The sequence below is a fragment of the Streptomyces sp. NPDC007929 genome, assembly GCF_042959065.1.
Taxonomy (GTDB): domain Bacteria; phylum Actinomycetota; class Actinomycetes; order Streptomycetales; family Streptomycetaceae; genus Streptomyces.
In genome coordinates this window covers 285,981-309,957 of the sequence record NZ_JBIBKD010000004.1, presented here as the reverse complement: position 1 = coordinate 309,957, position 23,977 = coordinate 285,981, and the positions used below count along the sequence as shown (strand labels likewise).

The window sequence follows — 23,977 nt, the reverse complement described above, 5'->3', positions numbered from 1 at the left end:
CGGCGGAGGTGCGGGGCGGGGCGCGGTCCTGGGGTGCCTCATGGCGCGGTTCGGGGTGCAGCGGGACCGCGGTTGTTTCCCGTTCAACTGAACCCGCTACGGTGGTTCGTGCCGTGACCACCACAGACGCCTCCCCCGCAGCCACCACCGCCCGGCCCTCCCTGCGCATCGCCCGTGAGCGGTTCCTGTCGGGGCGTCCGCTGCCCCGGGGCGTGCCGGAGGAGGTCGTCGCGGCGTGGCGGCGGGCCCGGTTCTTCGGCGTACCGCACGACCTGGAGGAACCGGCAGCGTGTCCTCGGCTCCCCGGGGAGTCGGCTCTGCTCGGCGCCGCCCGGCCGGTGTTCGACCGGATCGTCCCCGCCCTCGGTGCGGGCCGGGCGCTGCTCGTCCTGACCGACGAGCGGCTGCGCGTGCTGTGGACGGCCGGGAACGTACCCGGGTTCGGCGGGTGCGCCGGTCTGTCGGAGCAGGAGGTCGGGCACAACAGCGCGGCGCTCGCCCTGCGCACGAGGAGCCGGGCCGAGGTTCACGGCCCCGAGCATTTCCTCGATCGCTGGCAGGACGTCTCCGCCGTCAGCGTCCCGGTGCTCGGACCGGAGAGCGGACAGGTGCTGGGCACCGTGACGGTCGCGTCACGACTGTGCCCCGGACCGCCGCATCCTCAGGCGGCCTTCGCCGAGGCGACGGTCGCGGCGGTCGAGACGGAGCTGCGGGCCCGGGCCGGGCGGGGCGAGCGGGCGCTGCTGGACGCCTACGTGCGCGCCGCGCGCGGGCCGGACCGGGCCGTGGCGGCACTCGACGGCCGCAACCGGCTCGTCAGTTGCGCGGCGCAACGGCTGCTGACGCCCGAGGTGCTCGGGGCGCTGGAGCGCACTGCGGCCGACGCGCGGCACCGGGACGTCACGGGCGTCGCGCGACTGCCGGAGGGGGCCGGGTGCACGGCGGGCGTCACCCCGGTACGGCTGGACGGCACGACCATCGGGATCGTGGCCGTCCTGGAACCGCTCGACGATCCGCCGCCCCCTGCGCCTGCCCCGTCCCCGCCGGTCACCCTGACCGGCTCCTCGCTCCCCTGGCGGCACGCCGTCGGGCGGGCGGTGGAGCTGGTCCGCCCCGCCGAACCCTTGCTGCTGATCGGCGAGCGCGGAACGGGCAAGGCGACCCTGGCGCGGGAGCTGTTCGGCCCGGACCCCGTCCAGGAGGCCGACGCGGCACGGGACGCCGGCCTCGACCGGGCCCTGTCCGCGTGGCAACCCGACCGGAGCCCGTCCGGCTGGCAGCCTGACCGGAGCCCCTCCGACTGGCAATCCGACCGGAGCGAGTCCGGCTGGCAGCCCGACCGACTCCTGCTGCTGCGGCACGCCGAGCGCCTCGCGCAGCCAGGAGTGGCCGCGCTCAACTCCCTGCTCGACCAGCATCCGGACACCCGGCTGCTGGTCACCTACACACCCGGCGCCCCGGTCGGCCCCTGCCTCCAGCGCCTGCTGGACAAGTTGTCGGCCCGCTCGGTGACCCTGCCGCCTCTGCGGGAACGCGCCGAGGACATCCGGGAACTCCTGCCCGCGCTCACCCCTCACCCGGCCCCCGGGCAACCTCCCCTGACCTGGACCCTGGACGCCCTGCGCGCGCTCGAGGCGTACCCGTGGCCCGGCAACATCACCGAGCTGGCCCATGTCGTACGGGCCCTCGCGGAGCACCGGCGGGTGTCCGGGCCGGTCCGTCGCGCGGAGCTGCCGGACGCCGTACGGGAAGGCCCGGCCGCTCGCCCGCTCAACCCGATGGAGCAGGCCGAGCGTGCCGCGATCCTGGAGGCGCTGCGCCGCCACGGCGGCAACAAGGCACGCACGGCGGCCGCACTCGGGATCGGCCGGGCGACGCTGTACCGCAAGCTGCGCGAGTACCGGCGCTGAGGCGATGCCGGCCGATGGCAGCCGTGGACAGCCGATGGCAGCCATGGACAGCCGATAACAGCCGTGGACTGCCGAGGACGCAGGACGCGCAACAGCTCGGGCGGGCCGAGATGATCTCGACCCGCCCGAGCTGATCTGTGTCCGAGGGGGGACTTGAACCCCCACGCCCGATAAAGGGCACTAGCACCTCAAGCTAGCGCGTCTGCCATTCCGCCACCCGGACCGGTGTCCGCCGCCGTGCCAGGGGTGCTCCCCGCGGCGACACGGACAACAATACCAAGCTTTCGGAGTGCCTTTCACCTGCGTTTCCGTCCGTCTGGCGGGGGTCCGGGACCTCGGGGGCCGATACCTCTAGGGTCGCACCATGAGTGACTGGATGGTTACGCAGGGCTCCTCGGCGACGAGGGCGGCTGGACGTCGTCCGCGTGCGTTGTCACCGCTCAGGGAGCATCTGCGGGACACGTTCTGGTTCGCCCCCACCGCGGCGATGGTGAGCGTCTTCGTGGTGTGGGTCGGGGCGGAGGCGCTCGACACGGCCATCGTCGACGCGCTCCAGCAGGAGAAGGACTACGAGACGCTCGACGAGCTGCTGCGGTTCTCGGAGGACGCGAAGGCCGTGGTGAGCGCGGTCGGCTCGGCGATGATGACCTTCATCGGTGTGGTCTTCAGCATCTCGCTGGTGGCGGTGCAGATGGCGAGCGGGCAGTTCACCCCGCGCGTGGTGCGGCTCTTCGTCCGGAGTCGGATCACCAAGGCCACCTTCGCGGTGTTCCTGGCGACCTTCGTGCTGACCTTGCTGGTCCTGACGAGTTTCGACACCGTCGAAGACCCGCGGGCCGTCACTACGGTGCCCCTGGTGCAGTCGGTCCTCACGCTCTGCCTGGTCGGGCTGAGCCTGCTGCTCTTCGTGCTCTACGTGAACGCGACCCTGCGGCTGATGCGGATCAGCCATGTGATCGCGCGGATCGCCTCGGAGTCGTTCCGGGTGCCCGCGTCGATGCCCGTGCCGGTGAGCGGGCAGGAGGCTCCGGCCCCCGGCACGGAGACCGCGTGGGTGCCCCACGAGGGCCGGGCGGGGGTGCTGCGGGACGTGCACATCGCGCGGCTGCTGCGCGTGGCGCGCAAACACGGGGTGGTGCTGCGGCTGATTCCGCGCATCGGGGACTTCGTGGTGCCGGGCATGCCCGTGCTGGCGGTGCACGGCGGGCCCGTCCCACCGCGCCGGGCGCTGCGCTACGCGCTCTCGGTCGGGGTGGAGCGGACCTACCACCAGGATCTCGGTTTCGGGCTGCGGCAGTTGTCCGACATCGCGCTGCGTGCCCTGTCCCCCGCGATCAACGATCCGACGACCGCCGTCCAGGCCTTGGACCGCATCGTCCAGTTCCTGGCCGCGCTGAGCCGGCGCCCGCTGGACGCCGCCCTGCACCGGGACCGGGCCGGTGCCGTGCGCCTGGTGCAACCCGTGCCCGACTGGACCGAGCTGGTGGATCTCGGCTTCACCGAGGTACGGGGCTGCGCCGTCGGGAGCCCGCAGATCTCCCGGCGCATGCTGGCCGGCCTCGACGACCTCCTCCTGCTCGCCCCGCCGGAACGCCGCGAGCCGCTGCTGCGCCACCGTGAACTGCTCCGGCAGGCCGTCGCCCTGACCGCACAACCCGCGCCGGACCGTGACTTCGCCCTGCGCCCGGACCGGCAGGGCATCGGCTGAACAGCGGTGTGGCGGCGTGACGGCATACGGCGGCGACGGCATACGGCGGTGACGGCCTATGGCGTAACGGCGTGACGGCATGACCTCACGAGGAGTCGGGAGGTTGCGAGGTCGCGACGCGGAGACGGCGTGACGCCACGACTCCTCGAAGTACCGGGCCGCGCTACCTCAAGCCGCTCGGCGTCCGGCTCCGGCCCCCTCCCTCATGAACCCCGCCGGGAACCGGCGCCGGACGCACCCCCCTACGTCAGGGCAGCAACTGGTACTCCGGGAAATTGCCCGGCAGCCGCTCCCCCTGCGGTCCTCGCGTCACCGCGCGCACGAGCAGGTCGCCGCCGACGAACGCGCCGCGCCAGGACGCGCCGAGCCCGCCGAACAGTTCGTCGCGGTCGCCCCGGGAGCGGGGCGCGCCGTGGCCGACCTTGAACGCACGGATCTGCGGGGCGAGCCTGTCGTATGTCGCCCGGTCGTCCGTGGACAACGTGGCGACCAGCGCGCCGTTGGAGGCGTTCATCGCGGCCAGCAGCTCCGCCTCCGTGTCGACCAGGACGATCGTGTCGACCGGGCCGAACGGCTCCGAGTGGTGGAGCGGAGACGACGAGGGCGGGTTGAGGAGCGTGACCGGCTGGACGTAGGCGGAGGTGTCCTGACCGGGCAGGAAGCGGGCGTCGTCGGGTGTGGCGCGATGCAGCGGTACGGCGCCGCGCTCGATCGCCTCGGCGACCTGGTCCCGCAGCTCCTTCGCCTTGGCCGCGTTGATCACCGGCCCGAAGTCCAGCTCCGGGTACGGGTCGTCAGGCTGCTCCACGGCGAGCGGATGCCCGACCCTGAGCGTGCGCACCGCAGGGAGGTACGCCGCCAGGAAGGCGTCGAACAGGTGCCGCTGGACGACGAAGCGCGGGTACGCCGTACAGCGCTGCTTGCCGTAGTCGAAGAGCTTGGGGATCAGCGCGGTGAGCGTGTCCCAGTCCGAGTAGTTCCAGATGCCCCAGGTGTTGAGTCCTTCCTGTTCGAGGATGTGTCGTTTGCCGAGGTCGGCGACGGCCGTGGCGACGGCGGCTCCGGTGTCGCGGCCGCCGACGAAGGAGACGCAGCCGATCTCGGGTGCCCGCACCAGCGCCTGCGACAGCTCGCCTCCGCTGCCGCTGACGAGGGTGACGGGAACTCCCTCGCGGGCGGCGAGGGCACAGGCCAGGGTCAGACAGGAGACGCCGCCGTCGGTCGGGGTCTTGGCGATGACCGCGTTGCCTGCCAGTGATTGGACCAGTAATGCGTGAACGAGCACGCTCATCGGGTAGTTCCAGCTGGCGATGTTGGATACCGGGCCGTCCAGCGGGGAGCGGTCGGCGAGCATCGGTTCGACGCCGTCGACGTACCAGCGGACCCCGTCGATGGCCCGGTCGACGTCCGCCTGGGCGAGCCGCCAGGGCTTGCCGATCTCCCAGACGAGCAGCAGCGCGAGCAGGCCGCGGTGTTCGGTGAGGGCGTCGAGGGTGGCCGCGACCCGGGCCCGGCGCTCCTTCAGGGGGAGGTGACGCCAGGCGCGGTGCTGGTCGAGGGCGGCGCACACGGCCCGGTGGGCGGTGGTGCCGTCCAGACGCGGCGGCCCGGCGATCGGGCTGCCGTCGACCGGGCTGACGGCGGGCAGGGCCCGGCCGTCCTCCTGCCAGGCGCCGTTCCAGAGGTTGAGGACCCGGTCGTCGCGGAAGGCCTCGGGAGCGACGGCGAGACAGCGTCGCCAGGCGTCGGGCCAGGACGTGCCGGGTTTGAGGGTGAGGGTGGGTGCCATGGGGTTGCTCCGCTCTCGGTGCACAGTCGGGGCGGGAGTTCGGGGTGGGGCGGGCTTGCCCGGCCATCGATCGGCCGGGGCACGGCGTGGGTCAGCCGGGCCCGTCCATGGACCAGGGAACCGGCATGGGTGGGTCGGCGGTCGACCCGACAATCCACATGGGTGGGTCGGCGGTCGACCTGACAATCCACATGGGTGGGTCGGCGAGCGACCAGAGAATCCACATGGGTGGGTCGGCGGTCGGCCAGGCAGTAACCGCACGTGACGACACAGACCGTGCGGGACGCCGCTAGCGCCCCTCGAGTCGCGCCAGCACCAGTTTCGCCGTCTCGGTCGGTGTGCTGCCCACGCTCACCCCGGCCGCCTCCAGGGCCTCCTTCTTCGCGGCAGCGGTGCCCGAGGAGCCGGAGACGATGGCACCGGCGTGCCCCATGGTCTTGCCCTCGGGTGCCGTGAACCCGGCGATGTAGCCGACGACCGGCTTGGTGACGTGCTCGCGGATGTACGCCGCCGCGCGCTCCTCCGCGTCGCCGCCGATCTCCCCGATGAGGACGACCAGTTCGGTGTCGGGGTCGTTCTGGAAGGCTGCGAGGCAGTCGATGTGGGTGGTGCCGACCACGGGGTCGCCGCCGATGCCGACGCAGGTGGAGAAGCCGATGTCCCGCAGCTCGTACATGAGCTGGTACGTCAGGGTGCCGGACTTGGAGACCAGGCCGATGCGGCCCGGTTTGGTGATGTCGGCCGGGATGATACCGGCGTTGGACTGGCCGGGGGTGATGAGGCCCGGGCAGTTGGGGCCGATGATGCGGGTGCCCTTGTCCTTGGCGTAGGCGGTGAAGGCGACGGAGTCGTGGACGGGGATGCCCTCGGTGATGACGACGGCCAGGCCGATGCCGGCGTCGGCGGCCTCGATGACGGCCGCCTTGGCGAAGGCCGGCGGTACGAAGACGACGGTGACGTCGGCTCCGGTGGCGCGCATCCCGTCGGCGACGGAGCCGAAGACGGGCACGGCCCTGTCGTCGAAGTCGACGGTGCGGCCGGCCTTGCGCGGGTTGACGCCGCCGACGACGTTCGTCCCGGCCGCGAGCATCCGCCGGGTGTGCTTCATGCCCTCGCCACCGGTCATGCCCTGGACGAGGACCTTGCTCTCCTTGGTGAGGTAGATGGCCATGGCGTTCCCTCTTCTCAGGCCGCGGCGGCGAGTTCGGCGGCACGGGCGGCGGCGCCGTCCATGGTGGTGACCTGCTGGACCAGGGGATGCGCGTGCTCGTCGAGGATGGCCCGCCCCCGGGCGGCGTTGTTGCCGTCGAGGCGCACGACGAGCGGTTTGGTCAACCGCACGGTCTCCAGGGCCCGCACGATGCCGTCGGCGACCGCGTCGCAGGCGGTGATGCCGCCGAAGACGTTGACGAAGACGGATTTCACGGCCGGATCGGAGAGGATGACCGACAGTCCGTCCGCCATGACCTGGGCGCTCGCTCCACCGCCGATGTCGAGGAAGTTGGCGGGTCGCGCGCCGCACCCCGCGACCACGTCGAGTGTCGACATGACGAGCCCCGCGCCGTTGCCGATGATGCCGACCTCTCCGTCGAGCTTGACGTAGTTGAGGCCCTTCGCGGCGGCGGCCGCCTCCAGTGGATCGTCGTGCCCGGTGTCCTCCGCGCCCCAGCGCGCCTGCCGGAAGCGGGCGTTGTCGTCGAGGGTGACCTTCCCGTCGAGTGCCAGGATCCGGCCCTCCTTCGTGCGGACGAGCGGGTTGACCTCGACGAGGACGGCGTCCTCGCGGACCAGGACCTCCCAGAGGCGCACCAGGACGTCGACTGCCTGTGGCGGCAGCCCGGCCGCGTCGGCGATCTCGGTGGCCTTGGCCGAGGTCACGCCCTCGGCGGGGTCGACGGGGATGCGTGCGACCGCCTCCGGCCTGGTGGCGGCGACCTCCTCGATCTCCATGCCCCCCTCGGCCGAGGCGATCGCGAGGAAGCGGCCGGCGGCGCGATCGAGCACGTAGGACACATAGAACTCGTGGTCGATGTCCACGGGTTGGGCCAGCATCACCGTGCCGACCGTGTGGCCCTTGATGTCCATGCCGAGGATCTGGCGTGCGGTCAGCTCCGCCGCGGCCGGGTCGGCGACCAGTCGCACACCGCCGGCCTTGCCGCGCCCACCGATCTTCACCTGGGCTTTCACCACGACCCGACCGCCGAGCCGGCGTGCGATCACACGTGCCTGCTTGGGCGAGTCGGTCACCTCGGCCCGCGGTACCGAGATGCCGTGCTTTTCGAAGAGTTCCCTTGCCTGGTGTTCGTACAGGTCCATTCCGGCTCCTGACTGCCGTGTCTTCCGGAGAGCGACCGTCAGTCGCCCGAAAGTGCCGCACGCCCCCTGGACACCACCCACCGGATGCGGGATAACAAGCTTCATACAGTATTCGTCGACTGTATGCAATGTACTGCGAACCGCTCCAACCCCCTACGAAGGGACAGGACTTCGCCATGCCCGACGACACCCAGGACCTGATTTCCGGTGGTCATCTCGTAGCCAAGGCGCTGAAGGCCGAGGGGGTCGACCGCATCTACACGCTGTGCGGCGGCCACATCATCGACATCTACGACGGCTGCGTCGACGAGGGCATCGAGGTCGTCGACGTACGCCACGAGCAGGTCGCCGCCCACGCCGCCGACGGCTACGCCCGCATCACCGGCAAGCCCGGCTGCGCGGTGGTCACCGCGGGGCCGGGGACGACCGACGCCGTCACCGGTGTCGCCAACGCCTTCCGCGCGGAGTCCCCGATGCTGCTGATCGGCGGTCAAGGGGCCCTCACCCAGCACAAGATGGGGTCCCTCCAGGACCTGCCGCACGTCGACATGATGAACCCCATCACCAAGTTCGCGGCGACCGTGCCCGACACGGCACGCGCCGCGGACATGGTGTCCATGGCGTTCCGCGAGTGCTTCCACGGCGCGCCCGGCCCCTCCTTCCTGGAGATCCCGCGTGACGTGCTGGACGCCAAGGTGCCCGCGTCCAAGGCGCGCGTGCCGCAGGAGGGCGCCTACCGCGCCTCGACCCGCTCGGCCGGCGACCCCGAGGCCATCGAGAAACTCGCCGACCTGCTGGTGCACGCCGAGAAGCCGGCCATCCTGCTCGGCAGCCAGGTCTGGACGACCCGTGGCACCGAAACGGCCATCGAACTCGTCAGGACCCTCAACATCCCCGCCTACATGAACGGCGCGGGACGCGGCACCCTCCCGCCCGGCGACCCGCACCACTTCCAGCTCTCACGCCGGTACGCCTTCTCGAACGCCGATGTCATCGTGATCGTCGGAACCCCCTTCGACTTCCGCATGGGCTACGGCAAGCGGCTCTCCCCGGACGCGACCGTCGTGCAGATCGACCTCGACTACCGCACCGTCGGCAAGAACCGCGACATCGACCTCGGCATCGTGGGCGACGCCGGGCTGGTGCTGAAGTCGGTGACCGAGGCGGCCTCCGGACGCGTCAACGGCGGCGCCTCCAAGCGAAAGGAATGGCTGGACGAACTGCGGGCGGCCGAGCAGACCGCTCTGGAGAAGCGGCTGCCGAACCTGAAGTCCGACGCCTCACCCATCCACCCCTACCGCCTGGTCAGCGAGATCAACGACTTCCTCACCGAGGACTCGATCTACATCGGGGACGGCGGCGACATCGTCACCTTCTCCGGGCAGGTCGTGCAGCCCAAGTCACCGGGGCACTGGATGGACCCCGGACCCCTCGGCACACTCGGCGTCGGCGTCCCCTTCGTGCTCGCGGCCAAACAGGCACGGCCCGACAAGGAGGTCGTGGCGCTCTTCGGCGACGGCGCGTTCTCCCTGACCGGCTGGGACTTCGAGACCCTGGTCCGCTACGACCTCCCGTTCGTCGGCATCGTCGGCAACAACTCCTCCATGAACCAGATCCGCTACGGCCAGGCCGCCAAGTACGGCAAGGAACGCGAGCGGATCGGCAACACCCTGGGCGACGTCCGCTACGACGAGTTCGCCCGGATGCTGGGCGGCCACGGCGAGGAGGTCCGCGACCCCGCCGACATCGGCCCGGCCCTGCTGCGTGCACGCGAGTCCGGCAAGCCGTCGCTGATCAACGTCTGGGTCGACCCGGACGCGTACGCCCCCGGAACCATGAACCAGACCATGTACAAGTGAGGTGCCCGCGATGACTGCTACCTCCACCAAGGCCCTCGAAGGCATCCGTGTCCTGGACATGACCCACGTCCAGTCCGGGCCGTCGGCGACCCAGCTGCTCGCCTGGCTCGGCGCGGACGTCGTCAAGCTGGAGGCTCCGACCGGCGACATCACGCGCAAGCAACTGCGTGACCTCCCGGACGTCGACTCCCTCTACTTCACGATGCTCAACTGCAACAAGCGGAGCATCACCCTCAACACCAAGACCGAGCGCGGCAAGGAGATCCTCACCGAGCTGATCCGGCGCTCCGACGTCATGGTCGAGAACTTCGGCCCGGGCGCGGTGGACCGGATGGGCTTCACCTGGGACCGCATCCAGGAGATCAATCCACGAATCGTCTATGCCTCCATCAAGGGGTTCGGCGAGGGCCCGTACACCAACTTCAAGGCGTACGAGGTCGTCGCGCAGGCCATGGGCGGGTCGATGTCGACCACCGGTTTCGAAGACGGACCACCGCTGGCGACGGGGGCCCAGATCGGGGACTCGGGGACGGGTGTGCACGCCGTGGCGGGGATTCTCGCGGCGCTGTACCAGCGGGAGAACACCGGGCGCGGGCAGCGGGTCAACGTGGCCATGCAGCATGCCGTCCTCAACCTCTGCCGGGTGAAGCTGAGGGATCAGCAGCGGCTGGCACATGGCCCGCTCCGTGAATATCCCAACGAAGACTTCGGCGACGAGGTTCCCAGGTCCGGAAACGCGTCCGGCGGCGGCCAGCCCGGCTGGGCGGTCAAGTGCGCGCCGGGCGGCCCGAACGACTACGTGTACGTCATCGTGCAGCCCGTCGGCTGGCAGCCGCTCAGCGAGCTGATCGGCCGGCCCGAGCTGGCCGCCGACCCCGAGTGGGCGACGCCCGAGGCGCGGCTCCCCAAGCTGGGCAAGATGTTCCAGCTGATCGAGGAGTGGTCCTCGACGCTGCCCAAGTGGGAGGTGCTGGAGCGGCTCAACGCGCACAACATCCCGTGCGGGCCGATCCTGTCCACCCGCGAGATCATCGAGGACCGTTCGCTGGTCGCCAACGAGATGGTCGTCACCGTCCCGCACCCCGAGCGCGGCGACTTCGTGACCGTCGGCAGCCCCCTCAAGCTGTCCGACTCCCCCGTCGACGTGACCAGTTCGCCCTTGCTCGGTGAGCACAACGAAGAGGTCTATGTCGGCGAACTCGGCCTCGGCGACGAGGAACTGCGCCTGCTCAAGTCGAACGGAGTGATCTGACGTGATGGCGGAAGACCGGGTCCTGCGGGTGCGGTCCCTCCTGGAGTCCGTGCGGGCCGAGGGGCGGACCGCGCTGACCGCGCCCGAGGGCAAGGTGATAGCCGACGCGTACGGGATCGCCGTACCGGGCGAGGAGCTGGCGACGGACGTCGACGAGGCCGTGGCGTTCGCGGCGCGCTTCGGAGGGCCCGTCGTGATGAAGATCGTCTCGCCGGACATCCTGCACAAGACCGACGCCGGCGGAGTGATCGTCGGGGTCGAGGGCGCGACCGACGTACGGGCCGCGTTCCACACGATCATCGACAACGCGCGCGCCTACGACGCCGGTGCCCGCATCTCCGGCGTGCAGGTGCAGGAGCTGCTGCCACAGGGACAGGAGGTCATCGTCGGCGCGGTCACGGACCCGACGTTCGGGAAGGTGGTCGCCTTCGGGCTCGGCGGAGTGCTCGTCGAGGTCCTCAAGGACGTCACCTTCCGGCTCGCGCCGGTGGACGCCGACGAGGCGCTGTCGATGCTGGACTCGATCCGGTCGGCTGAGATTTTGGGCGGGGTGCGGGGCCGGGCGGGAGTGGACCGGTGGGCCGTCGCCGAGCAGATCCGCCGGGTGTCCCAACTCGTCGCGGACTTCCCGGAGATCGCCGAGGTGGACCTCAATCCGGTGATCGCCACGGCCGACGGGGCCGTCGCGGCCGACATCCGGGTGATCCTCGCCGAGTCGCAGCCCACGCCGCGCCGGAGGTACTCACGCGACGAGATCCTCGCCTCGATGCGCCGGCTGATGCAGCCGAACTGCGTCGCCGTGATCGGCGCCTCCAACGAGCAGGGCAAGATCGGCAACTCGGTGATGCGCAACCTCATCGACGGAGGATTCACCGGGGACATCCATCCGGTGAATCCCAAGGCCGATGACATTCTGGGCCGCAAGGCGTACAAGAGTGTCACGGACGTTCCCGGTGAGGTGGATGTGGCGGTCTTCGCGATCCCCGCCAAGTTCGTGGCCTCGGCCCTGGAGGAAGTGGGACGCAAGAAGATCCCGAACGCCGTGCTGATCCCCTCCGGGTTCGCGGAGACCGGCGAGCACGAACTGCAGGCGGAGATCGTGGAGATCGCCGAGCGGCACGGCGTACGGCTGCTGGGGCCGAACATCTACGGCTACTACTCGACCTGGCAGGACCTGTGCGCCACGTTCTGCACGCCGTACGACGTCAAGGGCGGGGTGGCACTGACCTCGCAGTCGGGTGGCATCGGGATGGCCATCCTGGGCTTCGCCCGCACCACCAAGACGGGTGTGTCGGCGATCGTAGGGCTCGGCAACAAGTCGGACCTGGACGAGGACGACCTGCTGACCTGGTTCGGCGAGGACCCGCACACCGACTGCATCGCGATGCACCTGGAGGACCTCAAGGACGGCCGCGCCTTCGTGGAGGCCGCCCGGGCGACCGTGCCGAAGAAGCCTGTGGTCGTGCTGAAGGCCGGGCGGACGGCGGCGGGTGCCAAGGCGGCCGGTTCACACACCGGCGCCCTGGCGGGTGACGACGCCGTGTACGACGACATCCTGCGGCAGGCCGGGGTGATCCGGGCGCCGGGCCTGAACGACATGCTGGAGTACGCGCGCGCGTTGCCGGTGCTGCCCGCTCCCCAGGGCGACAACGTCGTGATCATCACGGGCGCCGGCGGCAGTGGTGTGCTGCTCTCCGACGCGGTGACGGACAACGGCCTGACCCTGATGGAGATCCCGCCCGACCTGGACGAGGCGTTCCGGAAGTTCATCCCGCCCTTCGGGGCCGCGGGCAACCCGGTGGACATCACCGGGGGCGAGCCGCCGTCAACGTACGAGGCGACGATCCGGCTCGGTCTGGAGGACCCGCGCATCCACGCGCTGGTCCTCGGCTACTGGCACACCATCGTCACTCCTCCCATGGTCTTCGCGGAGCTCACCGCGCGCGTGGTGGCCGAGTTCCGGGAGCGCGGGATCGAGAAGCCCGTGGTGGCGTCGCTCGCGGGTGACGTGGAGGTCGAGGAGGCCTGCCAGTACCTCTTCGAGCACGGGGTCGTGGCGTACCCGTACACGACCGAGAAGCCTGTGGCCGTGCTCGGCGCGAAGTACCGCTGGGCGCGTGCGGCGGGGCGGCTGGGGGGCGGTACATGAGGTGAGTGAGCGGGGGGCCTGCCGACGGTGCGCGTCGGCAGGCCCCGGGACCCGCACGCGCACGAAAGGCATGGGACAGGGGGCGCTGGCCAGATCTTTCGACGCAAGGGGTGCGACACGACATGACAACGACCGATCTGCCCACCACGGTTCCCTACCGGGAGGTCACCGACGCGAACGGCCGCGTCTACCGCCTCGGTGAGACCGACATCGACATCATGGGCCGCAAGCGCAAGTGGATGGTGATCCTTCCCTGGATCGGCATGATGGGCATCTCCTCCGCCGAGTACGCGTTCGCGTCGGCCGAGGAAACCCTGCACACGGCGCACAGCTGGAACAGCATGCACATCTTCTGGATGATGACCGTCTGGGTCTTCTTCCAGGCCGCGGTGGCCTTCCCCGCGGGCAAACTGCGTGAGAGCGGAAGGCTGCCGGCCCGCTGGGCCATGATGCTCGGCGCCACCGGGACGCTGCTGGGCTACCTGTCCCTCGCCTTCGCGCCGCACGTCGTCTTCGCCTACATCGGCTTCAGCATGTTCAGCGGCATGGGCGCGGGCATGGTGTACGCCACCTGCGTCAACATGGTCGGCAAGTGGTACCCGGAGCGCAAGGGCGGCAAGACCGGCTTCGTCAACGGCGGCTTCGCCTACGGCTCGGTGCCCTTCGTCTTCCTCTTCAACGGCTACATGGACCTGACCAACTTCCGCTGGGTGCTGGTTTCGGTGGGCGTGCTCCTGGCCGGAATGGTCGCCTTCTCCGGCTACTTCTTCAAGGACCCGCCGAAGAACTGGTGGCCCTCCACGATCGACCCGCTGAACCCGCCGGACGACCCGCGCGCGGCCCGCTCACTGCGGATGAACCCGCCGGCGGTGCGCCAGTACTCCCCCAAGGAGGCCTGGAAGACCGGCCGGGTGGCCCTGATGTGGTTCTGCCTGGCCTGTACGTCCGGTGTGAACATCTTCGGCATCGCCTTCCAGGTGGAGATCGGCGAAGAGGCGGGGTTCGCGGGCGGGATCGTCGCCACGGCCATGTCCTTGAAGGCCATCGTCAACGGCACCGGACGCGGTGTCATCGGCTGGCTCTCCGACCTGTACGGCCGCAAGCGGTGCCTGCTCGTGGTGTGCGTGATCCTGGGTCTGTCCCAGTACGGCATCCTCTGGTCGGCGAACGCCGAGAACCTTCCGCTGTTCCTGGTCTTCTCCTCGATCTCCGGCTTCGGCGGCGGTGCCATCTTCCCGATGTTCGCCGCGCTCACCGCCGACTACTTCGGTGAGAACAACAACGCGTCCAACTACGGCATGGTCTACAGCGCCAAGCTCGTCTCCGGCCTGGGCGCCGGCATGGGTGCCGTGGTCGTCGGCGCCTGGGGGCACTCCGGTGCCTTCATCCTGGCCGGCTCCATCTCGCTCTTCGCCGGCTGCGTGGCACTGTTCCTGAGCCCGCCGGGACGCGACAAGAAAACCGGCCGCATCTCCCCCAACCCGCAACCGCTCGGCGAGGACACCGCCTGACATGACGGCAGATCCGTACAGAGCGAGGACGTCGCCTCACCTTCCGGCGCCGCACACCGTCCCCGCCGAGACCGTCGGCTGACGGCCGAAGCCGCACACCTGAGGAGGCCCCTCCCCCAGCCGGGGAGGGGCCTCCTCAGGTGCGTGCGCCGATCGGGACCCGACCGGTCAGCACTTCTCCCTCAGGGAGTGCAGGTGCGCGCTGGAGCGGCGCGCGAACGTGAAGGACTCGGCCGGGTTGTCGTGCTCGGCCTGCCAGTGGTGGGCCAGGCGATGGCCGCGCAGCCGGGTCACGGCGGAGATGAACCGCTGGTAGTCGATGTCGCCGTCGCCGACGTCGGTCATGTTGTAGCCGTACGGGTTCGACGGGTCGCTCTCGCCGTCCTTCACATGGAAGAGCGGGTAGCGGTCGGGCTGCCGCAGGACGTAGTTCAGCGGCTCGAACGGAGCGGGCGTGCCGTCGGGCCGCCTGGAGAAGCGGAACTGCCCGACGTACGCCCAGTAGATGTCCATCTCCAGGTGCACGAGGTCCGGGTCGGTCTCCTTGAGCAGGACGTCGTAGAGGCGGACCTTGGGGTTGTCGGTGGCGAAGGAGAACTCCTCGGAGTGGTTGTGCTGGTAGAACTTCATGCCGCGGGCCCGCGCCGCCGCGCCATAGGTGTTGAAGTCCTCGGCGGCGCGCTTCCAGGCATCGACGGTCGAGCCGTAGCGGAACGGGCCGGAGGCCGTGCCGATGTGCTTGAGGCCGAGGGCCTGGGCGTCGTCGAGGACCTTGGTGAGGTTCTGGGCGAAGGTGTAGGCGTTCGGGTCGTCGGAGTAGTAGCCGACGTGACTGCCGATCGGGTTCAGGCCGTGGTTGCGGGCCAGCCGCTTGAGCTGGGCGAGCGTGATGGGCCCGGCCGAGCCCTGGGTGTATCCGGCGAACTCGACCTCGTCGTAGCCGTATCGCTCCAGTTCGGCGAAGACCGGGCCGAAGCCGAGGGTGGAGACCTTGTCGCGCAGGCTGTAGAGCTGGATGCCGAGGCGGCCGGGCGGCAGGACGGGTCGGCCGCGGCCCTTGGTGCCGGACGCGGTGGCGGGCGTGGTGGCGGGCGTGGCGCTGCCGGTGGTGGTGCGGGTCGCGGCGTTCGCCGGGGCCGCGGCGCCGAGCAGCGCGGCGGCGGTGGCGCCGGCCGCGACGCCGAGCATGCCTCGTCTGCCGAGGCGGTGGCCGAGCTCGGGGTCGGGCTGGGAGAAGCGGCTCATGCGGGGAACTCCTCGTGATCGCGGGGCGTTGTCAGTGGTGAGTGCTTCACTTGTGACCAGTCGGTACTGAGGGCTCAACCTCAGGAGAGACCGGCGAGTCGGAGCAGCAGTGACTTCACATCGGTGGCCGCGACGCGGTCGCCGACAGCACGGGGGGTGGAGCAGATGAGGAGCGGACCGTCGTCGTCGCTCTGCGGAAGGCGGCCGTGGCTGCCTCGAATAGGTGAGGGGTCCAGAGGCACGACCGCCATGCGGTAGCGCATGCCGAGCTTCTTGCGCGCCAGTGCGGTGGCCGCCTTGACCTTGACGTAGGGGTCGAGGGGATCCATGAAGAGTTCGACCGGGTCGTAGCCGGGTTTGCGGTGGATCTCGACCAGCTGCGCGAAGTCGGGCGCACGATCGTCGTCGAGCCAGTAGTAGTACGTGAACCAGGCGTCGGGTTCCGCCACGGCGACGAGTTCGCCCGCGCGCGGATGGTCGAGGTGGTGGGTCTTCTTGCCCTCGTCGTCGAGGAGTCGGTCGATGCCGGGCAGGCCGTCGAGGCCCGCTCGTGCGGCGTCGAGGTCCTCGGGGCGGCGCACGTAGACATGGGCGATCTGGTGGTCGGCGACCGCGAAGGCGCGGGACGCCATCGTGTCGAGGTACTCCATGCCGTCCTGCGTGTGCACCTCCAGCAGCCCGGCGCTGCGCAGGGCGCGATTGATGTCGACATGCCGGTTCACGCGGGTGATGCCGTACTCGGACAGCGCGACGACGGTACGGCCCTCGACCCGGGCGTCGTCCAGCAGCGGGGCCAGGGCGGCGTCGAGGTCGGCGGCCGCTTGCAGGGAACGCGGGTCGTCGGGGCCGAAGCGCTGCAGGTCGTAGTCGAGATGAGGGAGGTAGCAGAGTGTCAGGTCCGGGTGCCGGGTGCGGATGATGTGTCGGGTGGCGTCGATGATCCACCGGCTGGACACGAGATCGGCTCCGGGGCCCCAGAAGTGGAACAGGGGGAAGGTGCCCAGTTTGTCGGTCAGTTCGTCGTGGAGTGCGGCCGGCCGGGTGTAGCAGTCGGGTTCCTTGCGGCCGTCGGCGTAGTAGACCGGACGGGGGGTGACGGTGATGTCCGTGTCGGCGCCCATGGCGTACCACCAGCAGATGTTCGCGACGGTGTAGCCGGGGTGGGCGCGGCGAGCGGCGTCCCAGAGTTTGTCGCCGGCCACGAGCCCGTTGTGCTGGCGCCACAGCAGGACGTCGCCGAGTTCGCGGAAGTACCAGCCGTTGCCGACGATGCCGTGCTCGGAGGGCATGGTGCCGGTGAGGAACGTGGACTGGGCGGCGCAGGTGACGGCGGGCAGGACGGTGCCGAGCGGGGCACGGGAGCCGGACTGACCGAGCGCCTTGAGGTGGGGCATGTGATCGAGGAGACGGGGGGTGAGGCCGACGACGTCCAGGACGAGGAGCGGGGTGGGACGGGTCGTAGCGGCCGGGTCGGACTGCTCATGGGGGCCGGTGCTCATGGCAGCTCCTTCAGTCCGAGGTCGGTCAGCAGGTCTCGGGCGAGGGTGAGTTCGGCGGCGATGCCCTCGGCGAGCTGGGCGCGGCCCTTGGGGCGCAGCTCGGGCGGCAGGGCCTGCCAGGTGTAGGTCTCGACCTCCAGGTGGCGGGTGATCGGGGTCAGGCCGCCGACGAGGCGGGTCAGTGCGGATTTCAGGACCGGGAGAGTGGAGGTGAGGGGCGCGGCGGGGGCCGCGTGCAGGGGGACGTGGAAGTGGGATCGCCAGGGTGAGGCGTCGGGAAGGGCGTGTCCGGCGAGGGCCTCGTCGAGGTCGTCGGTGGCGCGCAGTCCGGTGGCGGTGGCCGTGCGGGTCTGGTGCAGGAAGCGGGGTTCGGCGAAGGCGGCCAGGGCTCCGCGCACCTCGGGGAGATGGGGGTGTTCGGCGTGCAGTGCGGCGGAGAGCTGGGATTTGACGACGGGGACACCGGCCGCGGTGAGGGCGTCCAGGGCGGTGTGCGGATCTTCGAAGGAGGTGGCGAGATGGCAGGTGTCGACACAGATGCCGATGCGGTCGTGGCCGATCGCGGTGAGCGGGGCGATGGCGTCGTGGGTGGTCTCCACGACGCAGCCGGGTTCCGGTTCCAGGCCGACGCGGATGGAGCGGCCGGTCAGCTCCTCGATGGCGTCGAGGCGTTCGGCGAGGGTGCGCAGCGCGGTGCGGGCGGTGCGGGCACGGTCGTCGTCGTACGCGGTACGCCAGGCGAGGGGCAGGGTGGAGATGGTCCCGTCGGTCACGTCGTCGGGGAGGAGCCCGGCGAGGACACGGGCCAGGGCGGCGGTGTGGTCGAGGCGTTCCGGGTCGGCCCAGTCCGGCTTGTAGACGCGGTACTTGACCTCCTCGGCGCCGAAGCCCTCATAGGGGAAGCCGTTGAGGGTGACGACCTCGAGGCCGCGCCGGTCGAGTTCGGTGCGCAGGCCGCGCAGCGCGGAGGGGTCGGTGACGAGGGCGTGGGCGGCGTCCTTGGCCAGCCACAGTCCGATGCCGAGGCGGTCGCGGCCGAGGCGGCGGCGGACCGGCTCGCAGTGGTCGCGGAGCTGGGCGAGGACACCGTCGAGGGTCTCGGCGGGGTGGACGTTGGTGCAGTAGGCGAGGTGGACGGTGGAGCCGTCGGGGTGGCGGAAGCGCATGATTCACGCCTCCGCGGCGGGGACGGGAGCCGGCGTGCCCGGGCCGGTTTCCGGCTCGTGCGGATCCTCAGGGGCGCCACGGAGGATGGAGTTTCCCTCGTGGGTGGCGTCCGTGCCGCCGACGTCGAGGTTCAGCCGGCCGCTGAGACCGTAGAAGGCGACGGGATTGCGCCACAGCACCTGGTCGACGTCGTCCTCGTCGAAGCCCTCGGCCAGCATCAGGTCGCCGACCTTGCGGGTCTTGAGGGGATCGCTCTTGCCCCAGTCGGCGGCGGAGTTCACCAGGATCTGCTCGGTGCCGTAGGTGCGCAGGAGCGCGACCATGCGTTCCTCGTCCATCTTGGTGTCGGGATAGACGGAGAAGCCCAGCCAGCAGCCGCTGTCCCTGGCCTCCTTGACGGTGGTTTCGTTGAGGTGGTCGACCAGGACCCGCTCGGGGGCCAGCGCGGACTCCCGGACGACGTCGAGGGTGCGGCGCAGTCCGGCGAGTTTGTCGCGGTGCGGGGTGTGCACGAGGGCGGGCAGGCCGTGGTCGGCGGCGAGCTGGAGCTGCGCGGCGAGGGCGCTGTCCTCGGCGGGGGTCATGGAGTCGTAGCCGATCTCCCCGACGGCCACGACGTTGTCCTTGACGAGATACCGGGGCAGCTCGTCGAGGACGGGCAGGCAGCGGGGGTCGTTGGCCTCCTTGGGATTGAGCGCGATCGTGCAGTGGTGGGCGATGCCGTACTGGGCGGCGCGGAAGGGCTCCCAGCCGAGGAGGGTGTCGAAGTAGTCGCGGAAGGAGGCAGGCGAGGTGCGCGGCTGACCGAGCCAGAAGGACGGCTCGACGAGGGCGCGGACCCCGGCGGCGTACATGGCCTCGTAGTCGTCCGTGGTCCGGGACGTCATGTGGATGTGGGGGTCGAAGATGCGCATCAGGACTCCTTGCCGTGGGGGTGGTCCGTGACAGGGGCCGGGGTGACGGACTCGGTCAGGTCCAGGACGCGGTGCAGATCCTCGGGGACGGTGCGGCCGGCGGCGGCGCGCTCGGCGGCGTAGTCGCCCAGCATCCGGGCGAGTTCGCCGTCACCGGCGGCGCGCCGGGGCAGGTCCGCCACGTGGTCGACGGGCACGCCGGTGAACAGGCACTTCAGTACGGCGTGACGCCAGGCGTGCGTGCTCAGGTGCCGGGCGGCGTAGGGGCCGACGGCGGCGCTCAGGAGCCGGGTGTCGTTGGTCCGCAGGGCGTCCTCGACCAGCGGGAGCGCGTCCGGTCCGGAGACGAGGTGGGGCAGGGCGTGCAGCACGGCCCGGCGTTCGTCGGCGGTGCCCTGGAAGTACACCCGGGACAGGGCGTCGATCCCGGCGCGGGCCGCGTCGAGGATGAGGACACGCGCGGCGTCGGCGTGCGCGACACCGCAGCGCCGGCCGGCTTCGGCCAGACGCAACTCCCATACAGAGATGGGCCCGTGGATGCCGGGGTGGGCGACGGCCTCGTCCAGGGCATGGTCGAGCCAGCTGCGGGCGGCCGGGTCGAGGTGGGTGGTGAGGTGGTGACGGAGGTCGGCGAGTGAGGGGGTGGGGGCGGTGTCCTGGGAGGGTAGGGGGGTGGGAGCGTGGATGGTGCTCCGGTGGGTGGTACCCGGGATGCCCTCGGTGCTCCCGGCGTTCTGGGTGGCCTCGGTGCTCTCGGCGTTTTGGGTGCTCTCGGTGTTCTCGGTTCTCGCCGCTGGTGTGGTGCGGGGACGAGTCATCTGGTGCTGCTCCCCTCAGGGGTGGCGGAGGGAGCGCCGTGGGGTGGCGCGGCCTGCTGGAGGGCCGGAGCGGTGGCAGGCCGCAGGGTGGCCGCGGTCCGCTCGGCGTCGCGGAGGAACGGGAGGGAGTGCGCTGCGAAGTGCGGTCCGGCGTGGGAGTGGCGGGGCAGTTCGACGACGGTCAGGCCCTGGTAGCCGGTGGCGGCGAGGGCCGCCAGGACCGGCGGGAAGTCGATCTCCCCCTCACCGAAGGGGAGGTGCTCGTGGACGCCGCGCCGCATGTCCTCGATCTGGACGTGTCGCAGCCAGGGGGCGGCGGCGCGCACACAGTCGGCGGGAGATAGGGGTTCGAGGCACTGGCAGTGGCCGATGTCCAGGGTGAGGCCGAGGTGCTCGGGGTCGCCGAGGGCGCTGCGGAGGTGATGGAAGTCGGCCAGGGTGGCGAGGAGGTGCCCGGGCTCGGGTTCGACGGCGAGCGGGATGCCCGTAGAGGCGGCGACGTCCAGGACGGGAGTCAGTGTCTCGGCGAGGCGCTTCCACGCGGTGTGCGTGTCGGTGCCCTCCGGGACGACGCCGCTGAAGCAGTGCACCGCGTGGGCGCCGAGGTCGGCGGCGACCCGGACGGCACGGACGAGGAGGTCGGCGCGGCGAGCCCGGTCGTCCGGGTCCGGGTCGAGGAGGGAGGGGCCGTGCTTGCGGCGGGGGTCGAGGACATAGCGGGCGCCCGTCTCGATGGTGACGCCCAGCCCCAGCGCCTCCAGCAGTTGCGCGACCCGGCGGGTACGGGCGGCGAGGTCGGGGGCGAGCGGGTCGAGGTGCATGTGGTCGAGGGTCAGTCCGACGCCGTCGTAGCCGAGGTCGGCGAGGAGGCCGAGGGCGTCGTCGAGCCGGAGGTCGGCGAGACCGTTGGTGCCGTAGCCGAAGCGGAGGGGAGGGAGGGAGCTGGGCTGGGCGAGGGGGGCGCTGGGCTGGGCGAGGTGAACGCCGGGTGGGGCGTCGGGCCGGGCGGGGACGGTACCGGGCGGGGTGGTCGGCGGAGCCTCGGAGATCGGCTGCGCCTCAGAGGCCGGCGGAGCCTCGGAGATCGGCTGCGCCTCGGAGGGCCGCTGCGCCTCAGAGGTGGGCTGCGCCTCGGAGGGCCGCTGCGCCTCAGAGGTGGGCTGCGCCTCGGAGGTGGGCTGCGCCTCGGAGGGCGGCTGCGCCTCGGAGGTGGGGTGCGCCTCGGAGGGCGGCTGAGTGTCGGGGCTTGGATGGGTGTCTGAGGGCAGTGGGGCCGTGGCACGGCTCTTCGGGGCATCGGCGCTCATGTGACGCTCACCTTCTTCGCGAACCGGGCTCCGAGGGGGGCGAGTGTGGCGATGAGGAGTGCCGTGGCCGTGCCCCGGGAGCGGGCGGTGAGGGCGGCCTGGAGGGGGATCGTGGCGCGGATGCCGGCGCCGACGGCGCGTTGGGTGAGAGGAGGTGAGGGATTCAAGGTGGCGTGGAAGTAAGGGCGGGCCGTTGTCGCGGCGTAGGCGGCACCGAGGGCGGTGGTGAGCAGCGCGCGGGTCTCCGGCGCGGGGAGCCGGAGCGGTTGGGGAACTGCCGGGCCATGGCCGGTCGCGACCGCCTGCCGACGACCCGGCGCGACCTCCTGGACGAGCTGCCGCCAACGCCCTCTCGTCACCCCCTCAACGGCTCCCCGCCGAAGCCCTCCCGTCCCCCCGTCAGAGGGCCGCGTCACCCACCGAGTCAGCAGGGCCGTCGTCGCGAGGGCCGCGAGAGGTGGCACGGGTGAGCCTCCCTGGGCCTCTTGGCGGGAGACCGTGGTGACAGCGAGGGTGTGGGTGCCCAGGAGGGCGCCGGAGGGCAGGGCCGGGCGGATGTCGCCACTCGTGGCCGCGGCGCCCAGGAGCAGGTCGAGGCCGCGTGCCGTGCCCATGGCCACGGGCCCGGCGGGTGTGTGCTTCAGGCCGAGGTCGTACGCCCAGACGGTCGCGGCCAGGGGCGCGGCGACGGCCAGGGCCGGGCGGCCCGCCCCGGCGGCCAGGGCCAGTCCTGCTCCAGTGAGGGCGCAGGCAGCCGTGAGGGCGGCGGCGGGCCGGATGCGGCCGGAGGGCAGGGGGCGGTGCGGGCGTTCGACGGCGTCCACGTCGCGGTCGGCCCAGTCGTTGAGGGCCATGCCCGCTTCGTACAGGCAGAGGGAGGAGGCGATGGCGAGCAGGGTGCGGGTGTTGGGGGTCGCGCCGGTTGCGGCCGTGCCGGCCAGGGCGTCTCCGGGGACGCTGAACAAGGCGGGCAGGCGCAGGAGTTCCGTCCAGGCCCGGCCCCGGTGTGCGCGGCCGGTGCATGAGGGGGAGGCGGTGTCACCGGCAGTGGCCCGAGGAGCGGCGGCGGGCGGTTCCAGACGGCGCCCTCCCCCACACAGGTCCCCGCACCCACACCCACACCCGCCCCCGCACGCGCTCCGACACCCACACCGGCCCCCGCCCCCGCCCCCGCCGGAGCCTTCGCGCAGCGTCACAGCGCTCCTCCCGTCACCTCGGGGCCGCTCACCGACCCCACGCCACGGCCCTCCCCCTCGCCCTCTCCCTGACCCCCGCCCTCTCCCTGCCCCCGGCCCTCCCCCTCAGCCGACTCGACGCCCTCCCCCTCACCCAGCCCGGCACCAAGCCCGACCCGACCCCCCGCGTCCCCCGCGCCCGCCCCCAGGCTCCGTCCGAACCGCACCAGTTCCCCGTACTGCTCGGACAAGCCCGAAGGTCCCTCCCCCACCGGGTCCTTGAAGTAGAAGCCGAGCGCGCTGAGGGGGCCGGACAGTCCTGTCTCGTGGGCCCGGGCGGTCAGCCGGGCCAGGTCGAGGACGAGCGGTGCGGCCAGGGCCGAGTCGCAGCCCTGCCAGATGGTCTGGAGGACCATGCGGGTGCCGAGGAAGCCGTCGAAGGCGATGTGGTCCCAGGCGGTCTTCCAGTCGCCGAGGGCCGGGACGTCGTCGATGTGGACCTCGCCCTCGGGGACGGTGCCGAGGGTGTCGGCGAGGACGCGTTCCTTGCCGGCGTTCTTGGCCGCGGCGGCGGCCGGATCCGCGAGGGCGGCGCCGTCGCCGCCGCCCAGCAGATTCGTGCCGGACCAGGCCCTGACCCGCAGGGCCCGCTGCGCGAACATCGGGCCCAGCACGGCCCGCAGCAGGGTCTGGCCGGTCTTGCCGTCGCGGCCGGCGTGGGGCAGGCCGCTGCGGGCGGCCTCGGCGGCGGCGATGGGGTGGTGCATGCCTTCGGAGGGGGTGAAGTTGACGTAGGGGCAGCCCGCGCGCAGGGCGGCGAGGGCGTAGAGGGTGCTGGCGGGGAGGGGGGCGTCCGGGCCCGTGGACACGGGTTCGGTGGAGGCGACGTTCACGACCACGGTCCGTTCCAGTTCGTGGCGGTGGACGAAGTCGCGGATGTCGGCGGCGAAGGCCGTGATCAGTTCGGGCTGGCTTCTGGTGTCGCCGGGGGTGGGGCCGCCCGGCCTGATCTCCCGGTCCGCGGCGGCGAGTTCGGCGGTGACGGCGGTGGCGACACCGGGTGGGAGGACGCCGCCGGCGGTCAGGGTCTCGGCGCGTTTGGGCAGGGGACAGTCGAGGGTGTCGTGTCCGCCGAAGACGAGGTCGGAGAGGGCAGGCAGACCGCTGTCGGTGAAGGCCGGTGTTTCGGTCACCATGCCGGTGGGCGGGTGCAGGCCAGCGGCGACGGCGGCGCACCCCGTGACGACGGTGGTGGCGACGGAGCCTCGGGCTCCGATCAGCCACACCCCCACACGCGGTCGGGAGAGGGACGCGGACATGGGCAGCCTCCTGATCGTGCGCGAGCCCCGGGGGGAGGT

General features: G+C 71.4%; 17 protein-coding genes and 1 tRNA gene. 6 read left to right on the top strand and 12 right to left on the bottom strand.

The window, feature by feature from the left end; all coding sequences use genetic code 11:
* The first annotated feature begins 113 nt into the window (after nucleotides 1–113).
* A complete protein-coding gene (locus ACFZDE_RS14990; RefSeq protein ID WP_391200135.1) occupies nucleotides 114–1,910 on the top strand; it encodes a helix-turn-helix domain-containing protein in 1,797 nt (598 codons plus the stop codon).
* 138 nt (nucleotides 1,911–2,048) lie between these two features.
* Here ACFZDE_RS14990 and ACFZDE_RS14985 read toward each other — a convergent pair.
* A tRNA-Leu gene (locus tag ACFZDE_RS14985) sits at nucleotides 2,049–2,133 on the bottom strand.
* A 141-nt stretch (nucleotides 2,134–2,274) separates the two neighbouring features.
* Between ACFZDE_RS14985 and ACFZDE_RS14980 the strand changes: the two genes are divergently transcribed.
* Complete coding sequence (locus tag ACFZDE_RS14980) at nucleotides 2,275–3,618, top strand: DUF2254 family protein (protein ID WP_391200134.1); 1,344 nt, start codon at nucleotides 2,275–2,277, stop codon at nucleotides 3,616–3,618.
* A gap of 247 nt (nucleotides 3,619–3,865) precedes the next feature.
* On the opposite strand, the gene ACFZDE_RS14975 is transcribed toward ACFZDE_RS14980, so the two are convergent.
* The 3 genes from ACFZDE_RS14975 to sucC all read right to left on the bottom strand — a co-directional run bounded on the left by ACFZDE_RS14975 (nucleotide 3,866) and on the right by sucC (nucleotide 7,723).
* Nucleotides 3,866–5,407 (bottom strand): aldehyde dehydrogenase family protein, encoded by a 1,542-nt coding sequence (locus ACFZDE_RS14975; RefSeq protein ID WP_391200133.1) that lies wholly within the window; start codon nucleotides 5,405–5,407, stop codon nucleotides 3,866–3,868.
* A gap of 289 nt (nucleotides 5,408–5,696) precedes the next feature.
* Entirely contained in the window at nucleotides 5,697–6,578 is an 882-nt protein-coding gene (sucD, locus tag ACFZDE_RS14970; protein ID WP_391200132.1) for a succinate--CoA ligase subunit alpha, read from the bottom strand.
* A gap of 14 nt (nucleotides 6,579–6,592) precedes the next feature.
* Nucleotides 6,593–7,723 (bottom strand): ADP-forming succinate--CoA ligase subunit beta, encoded by a 1,131-nt coding sequence (gene sucC / locus ACFZDE_RS14965; protein WP_391200131.1) that lies wholly within the window; start codon nucleotides 7,721–7,723, stop codon nucleotides 6,593–6,595.
* A 176-nt stretch (nucleotides 7,724–7,899) separates the two neighbouring features.
* On the opposite strand from sucC, the gene ACFZDE_RS14960 reads away from it, so the two are divergent.
* From ACFZDE_RS14960 to ACFZDE_RS14945, 4 genes are all read left to right on the top strand, one after another.
* On the top strand, nucleotides 7,900–9,582 hold the full coding sequence (locus ACFZDE_RS14960) for a thiamine pyrophosphate-binding protein (RefSeq protein ID WP_391200130.1): 1,683 nt from the start codon (nucleotides 7,900–7,902) through the stop codon (nucleotides 9,580–9,582).
* Between the two features lie 10 nt (nucleotides 9,583–9,592).
* A complete protein-coding gene (gene frc / locus ACFZDE_RS14955; protein ID WP_391200129.1) occupies nucleotides 9,593–10,834 on the top strand; it encodes a formyl-CoA transferase in 1,242 nt (413 codons plus the stop codon).
* Nucleotides 10,835–10,838: 4 nt separating this feature from the next.
* The gene (locus tag ACFZDE_RS14950; protein WP_391200128.1) at nucleotides 10,839–12,983 is read left to right on the top strand and encodes an acetate--CoA ligase family protein; all 2,145 of its coding nucleotides are present in this window, start codon (nucleotides 10,839–10,841) and stop codon (nucleotides 12,981–12,983) included.
* 122 nt (nucleotides 12,984–13,105) lie between these two features.
* The gene (locus tag ACFZDE_RS14945; RefSeq protein WP_390995541.1) at nucleotides 13,106–14,494 is read left to right on the top strand and encodes an MFS transporter; all 1,389 of its coding nucleotides are present in this window, start codon (nucleotides 13,106–13,108) and stop codon (nucleotides 14,492–14,494) included.
* 168 nt (nucleotides 14,495–14,662) lie between these two features.
* Here the strand turns inward: ACFZDE_RS14945 and ACFZDE_RS14940 are convergent, their stop codons facing one another.
* From ACFZDE_RS14940 to ACFZDE_RS14905, 8 genes are all read right to left on the bottom strand, one after another.
* Nucleotides 14,663–15,739, bottom strand: a complete 1,077-nt coding sequence (locus tag ACFZDE_RS14940; RefSeq protein ID WP_391200127.1) for a TIM barrel protein — start codon at nucleotides 15,737–15,739, stop codon at nucleotides 14,663–14,665.
* Between the two features lie 80 nt (nucleotides 15,740–15,819).
* Nucleotides 15,820–17,238 carry an alkaline phosphatase family protein gene (locus ACFZDE_RS14935; RefSeq protein WP_391200126.1) on the bottom strand — a complete coding sequence of 473 codons (1,419 nt, stop codon included), beginning with the start codon at nucleotides 17,236–17,238 and terminating at the stop codon, nucleotides 15,820–15,822.
* Nucleotides 17,235–18,404 (bottom strand): metabolite traffic protein EboE, encoded by a 1,170-nt coding sequence (gene eboE / locus ACFZDE_RS14930; RefSeq protein WP_391200125.1) that lies wholly within the window; start codon nucleotides 18,402–18,404, stop codon nucleotides 17,235–17,237. Before eboE ends, ACFZDE_RS14935 begins: the two co-directional genes overlap by 4 nt.
* A 3-nt stretch (nucleotides 18,405–18,407) precedes the next feature.
* Nucleotides 18,408–19,319, bottom strand: coding sequence for a TatD family hydrolase (locus ACFZDE_RS14925; protein WP_391200124.1), 912 nt, complete (start codon nucleotides 19,317–19,319; stop codon nucleotides 18,408–18,410).
* Nucleotides 19,319–20,137 carry an EboA domain-containing protein gene (locus ACFZDE_RS14920; RefSeq protein ID WP_391200123.1) on the bottom strand — a complete coding sequence of 273 codons (819 nt, stop codon included), beginning with the start codon at nucleotides 20,135–20,137 and terminating at the stop codon, nucleotides 19,319–19,321. The genes ACFZDE_RS14925 and ACFZDE_RS14920 overlap by 1 nt, the downstream gene beginning before the upstream one ends.
* On the bottom strand, nucleotides 20,134–21,186 hold the full coding sequence (locus ACFZDE_RS14915) for a TIM barrel protein (RefSeq protein WP_391200501.1): 1,053 nt from the start codon (nucleotides 21,184–21,186) through the stop codon (nucleotides 20,134–20,136). The genes ACFZDE_RS14920 and ACFZDE_RS14915 overlap by 4 nt, the downstream gene beginning before the upstream one ends.
* A gap of 254 nt (nucleotides 21,187–21,440) precedes the next feature.
* A complete protein-coding gene (locus ACFZDE_RS14910; RefSeq protein ID WP_391200500.1) occupies nucleotides 21,441–22,523 on the bottom strand; it encodes an SCO3242 family prenyltransferase in 1,083 nt (360 codons plus the stop codon).
* Between the two features lie 113 nt (nucleotides 22,524–22,636).
* Nucleotides 22,637–23,938, bottom strand: coding sequence for an inositol-3-phosphate synthase (locus ACFZDE_RS14905; protein WP_391200122.1), 1,302 nt, complete (start codon nucleotides 23,936–23,938; stop codon nucleotides 22,637–22,639).
* Nucleotides 23,939–23,977: the final 39 nt, after the last annotated feature.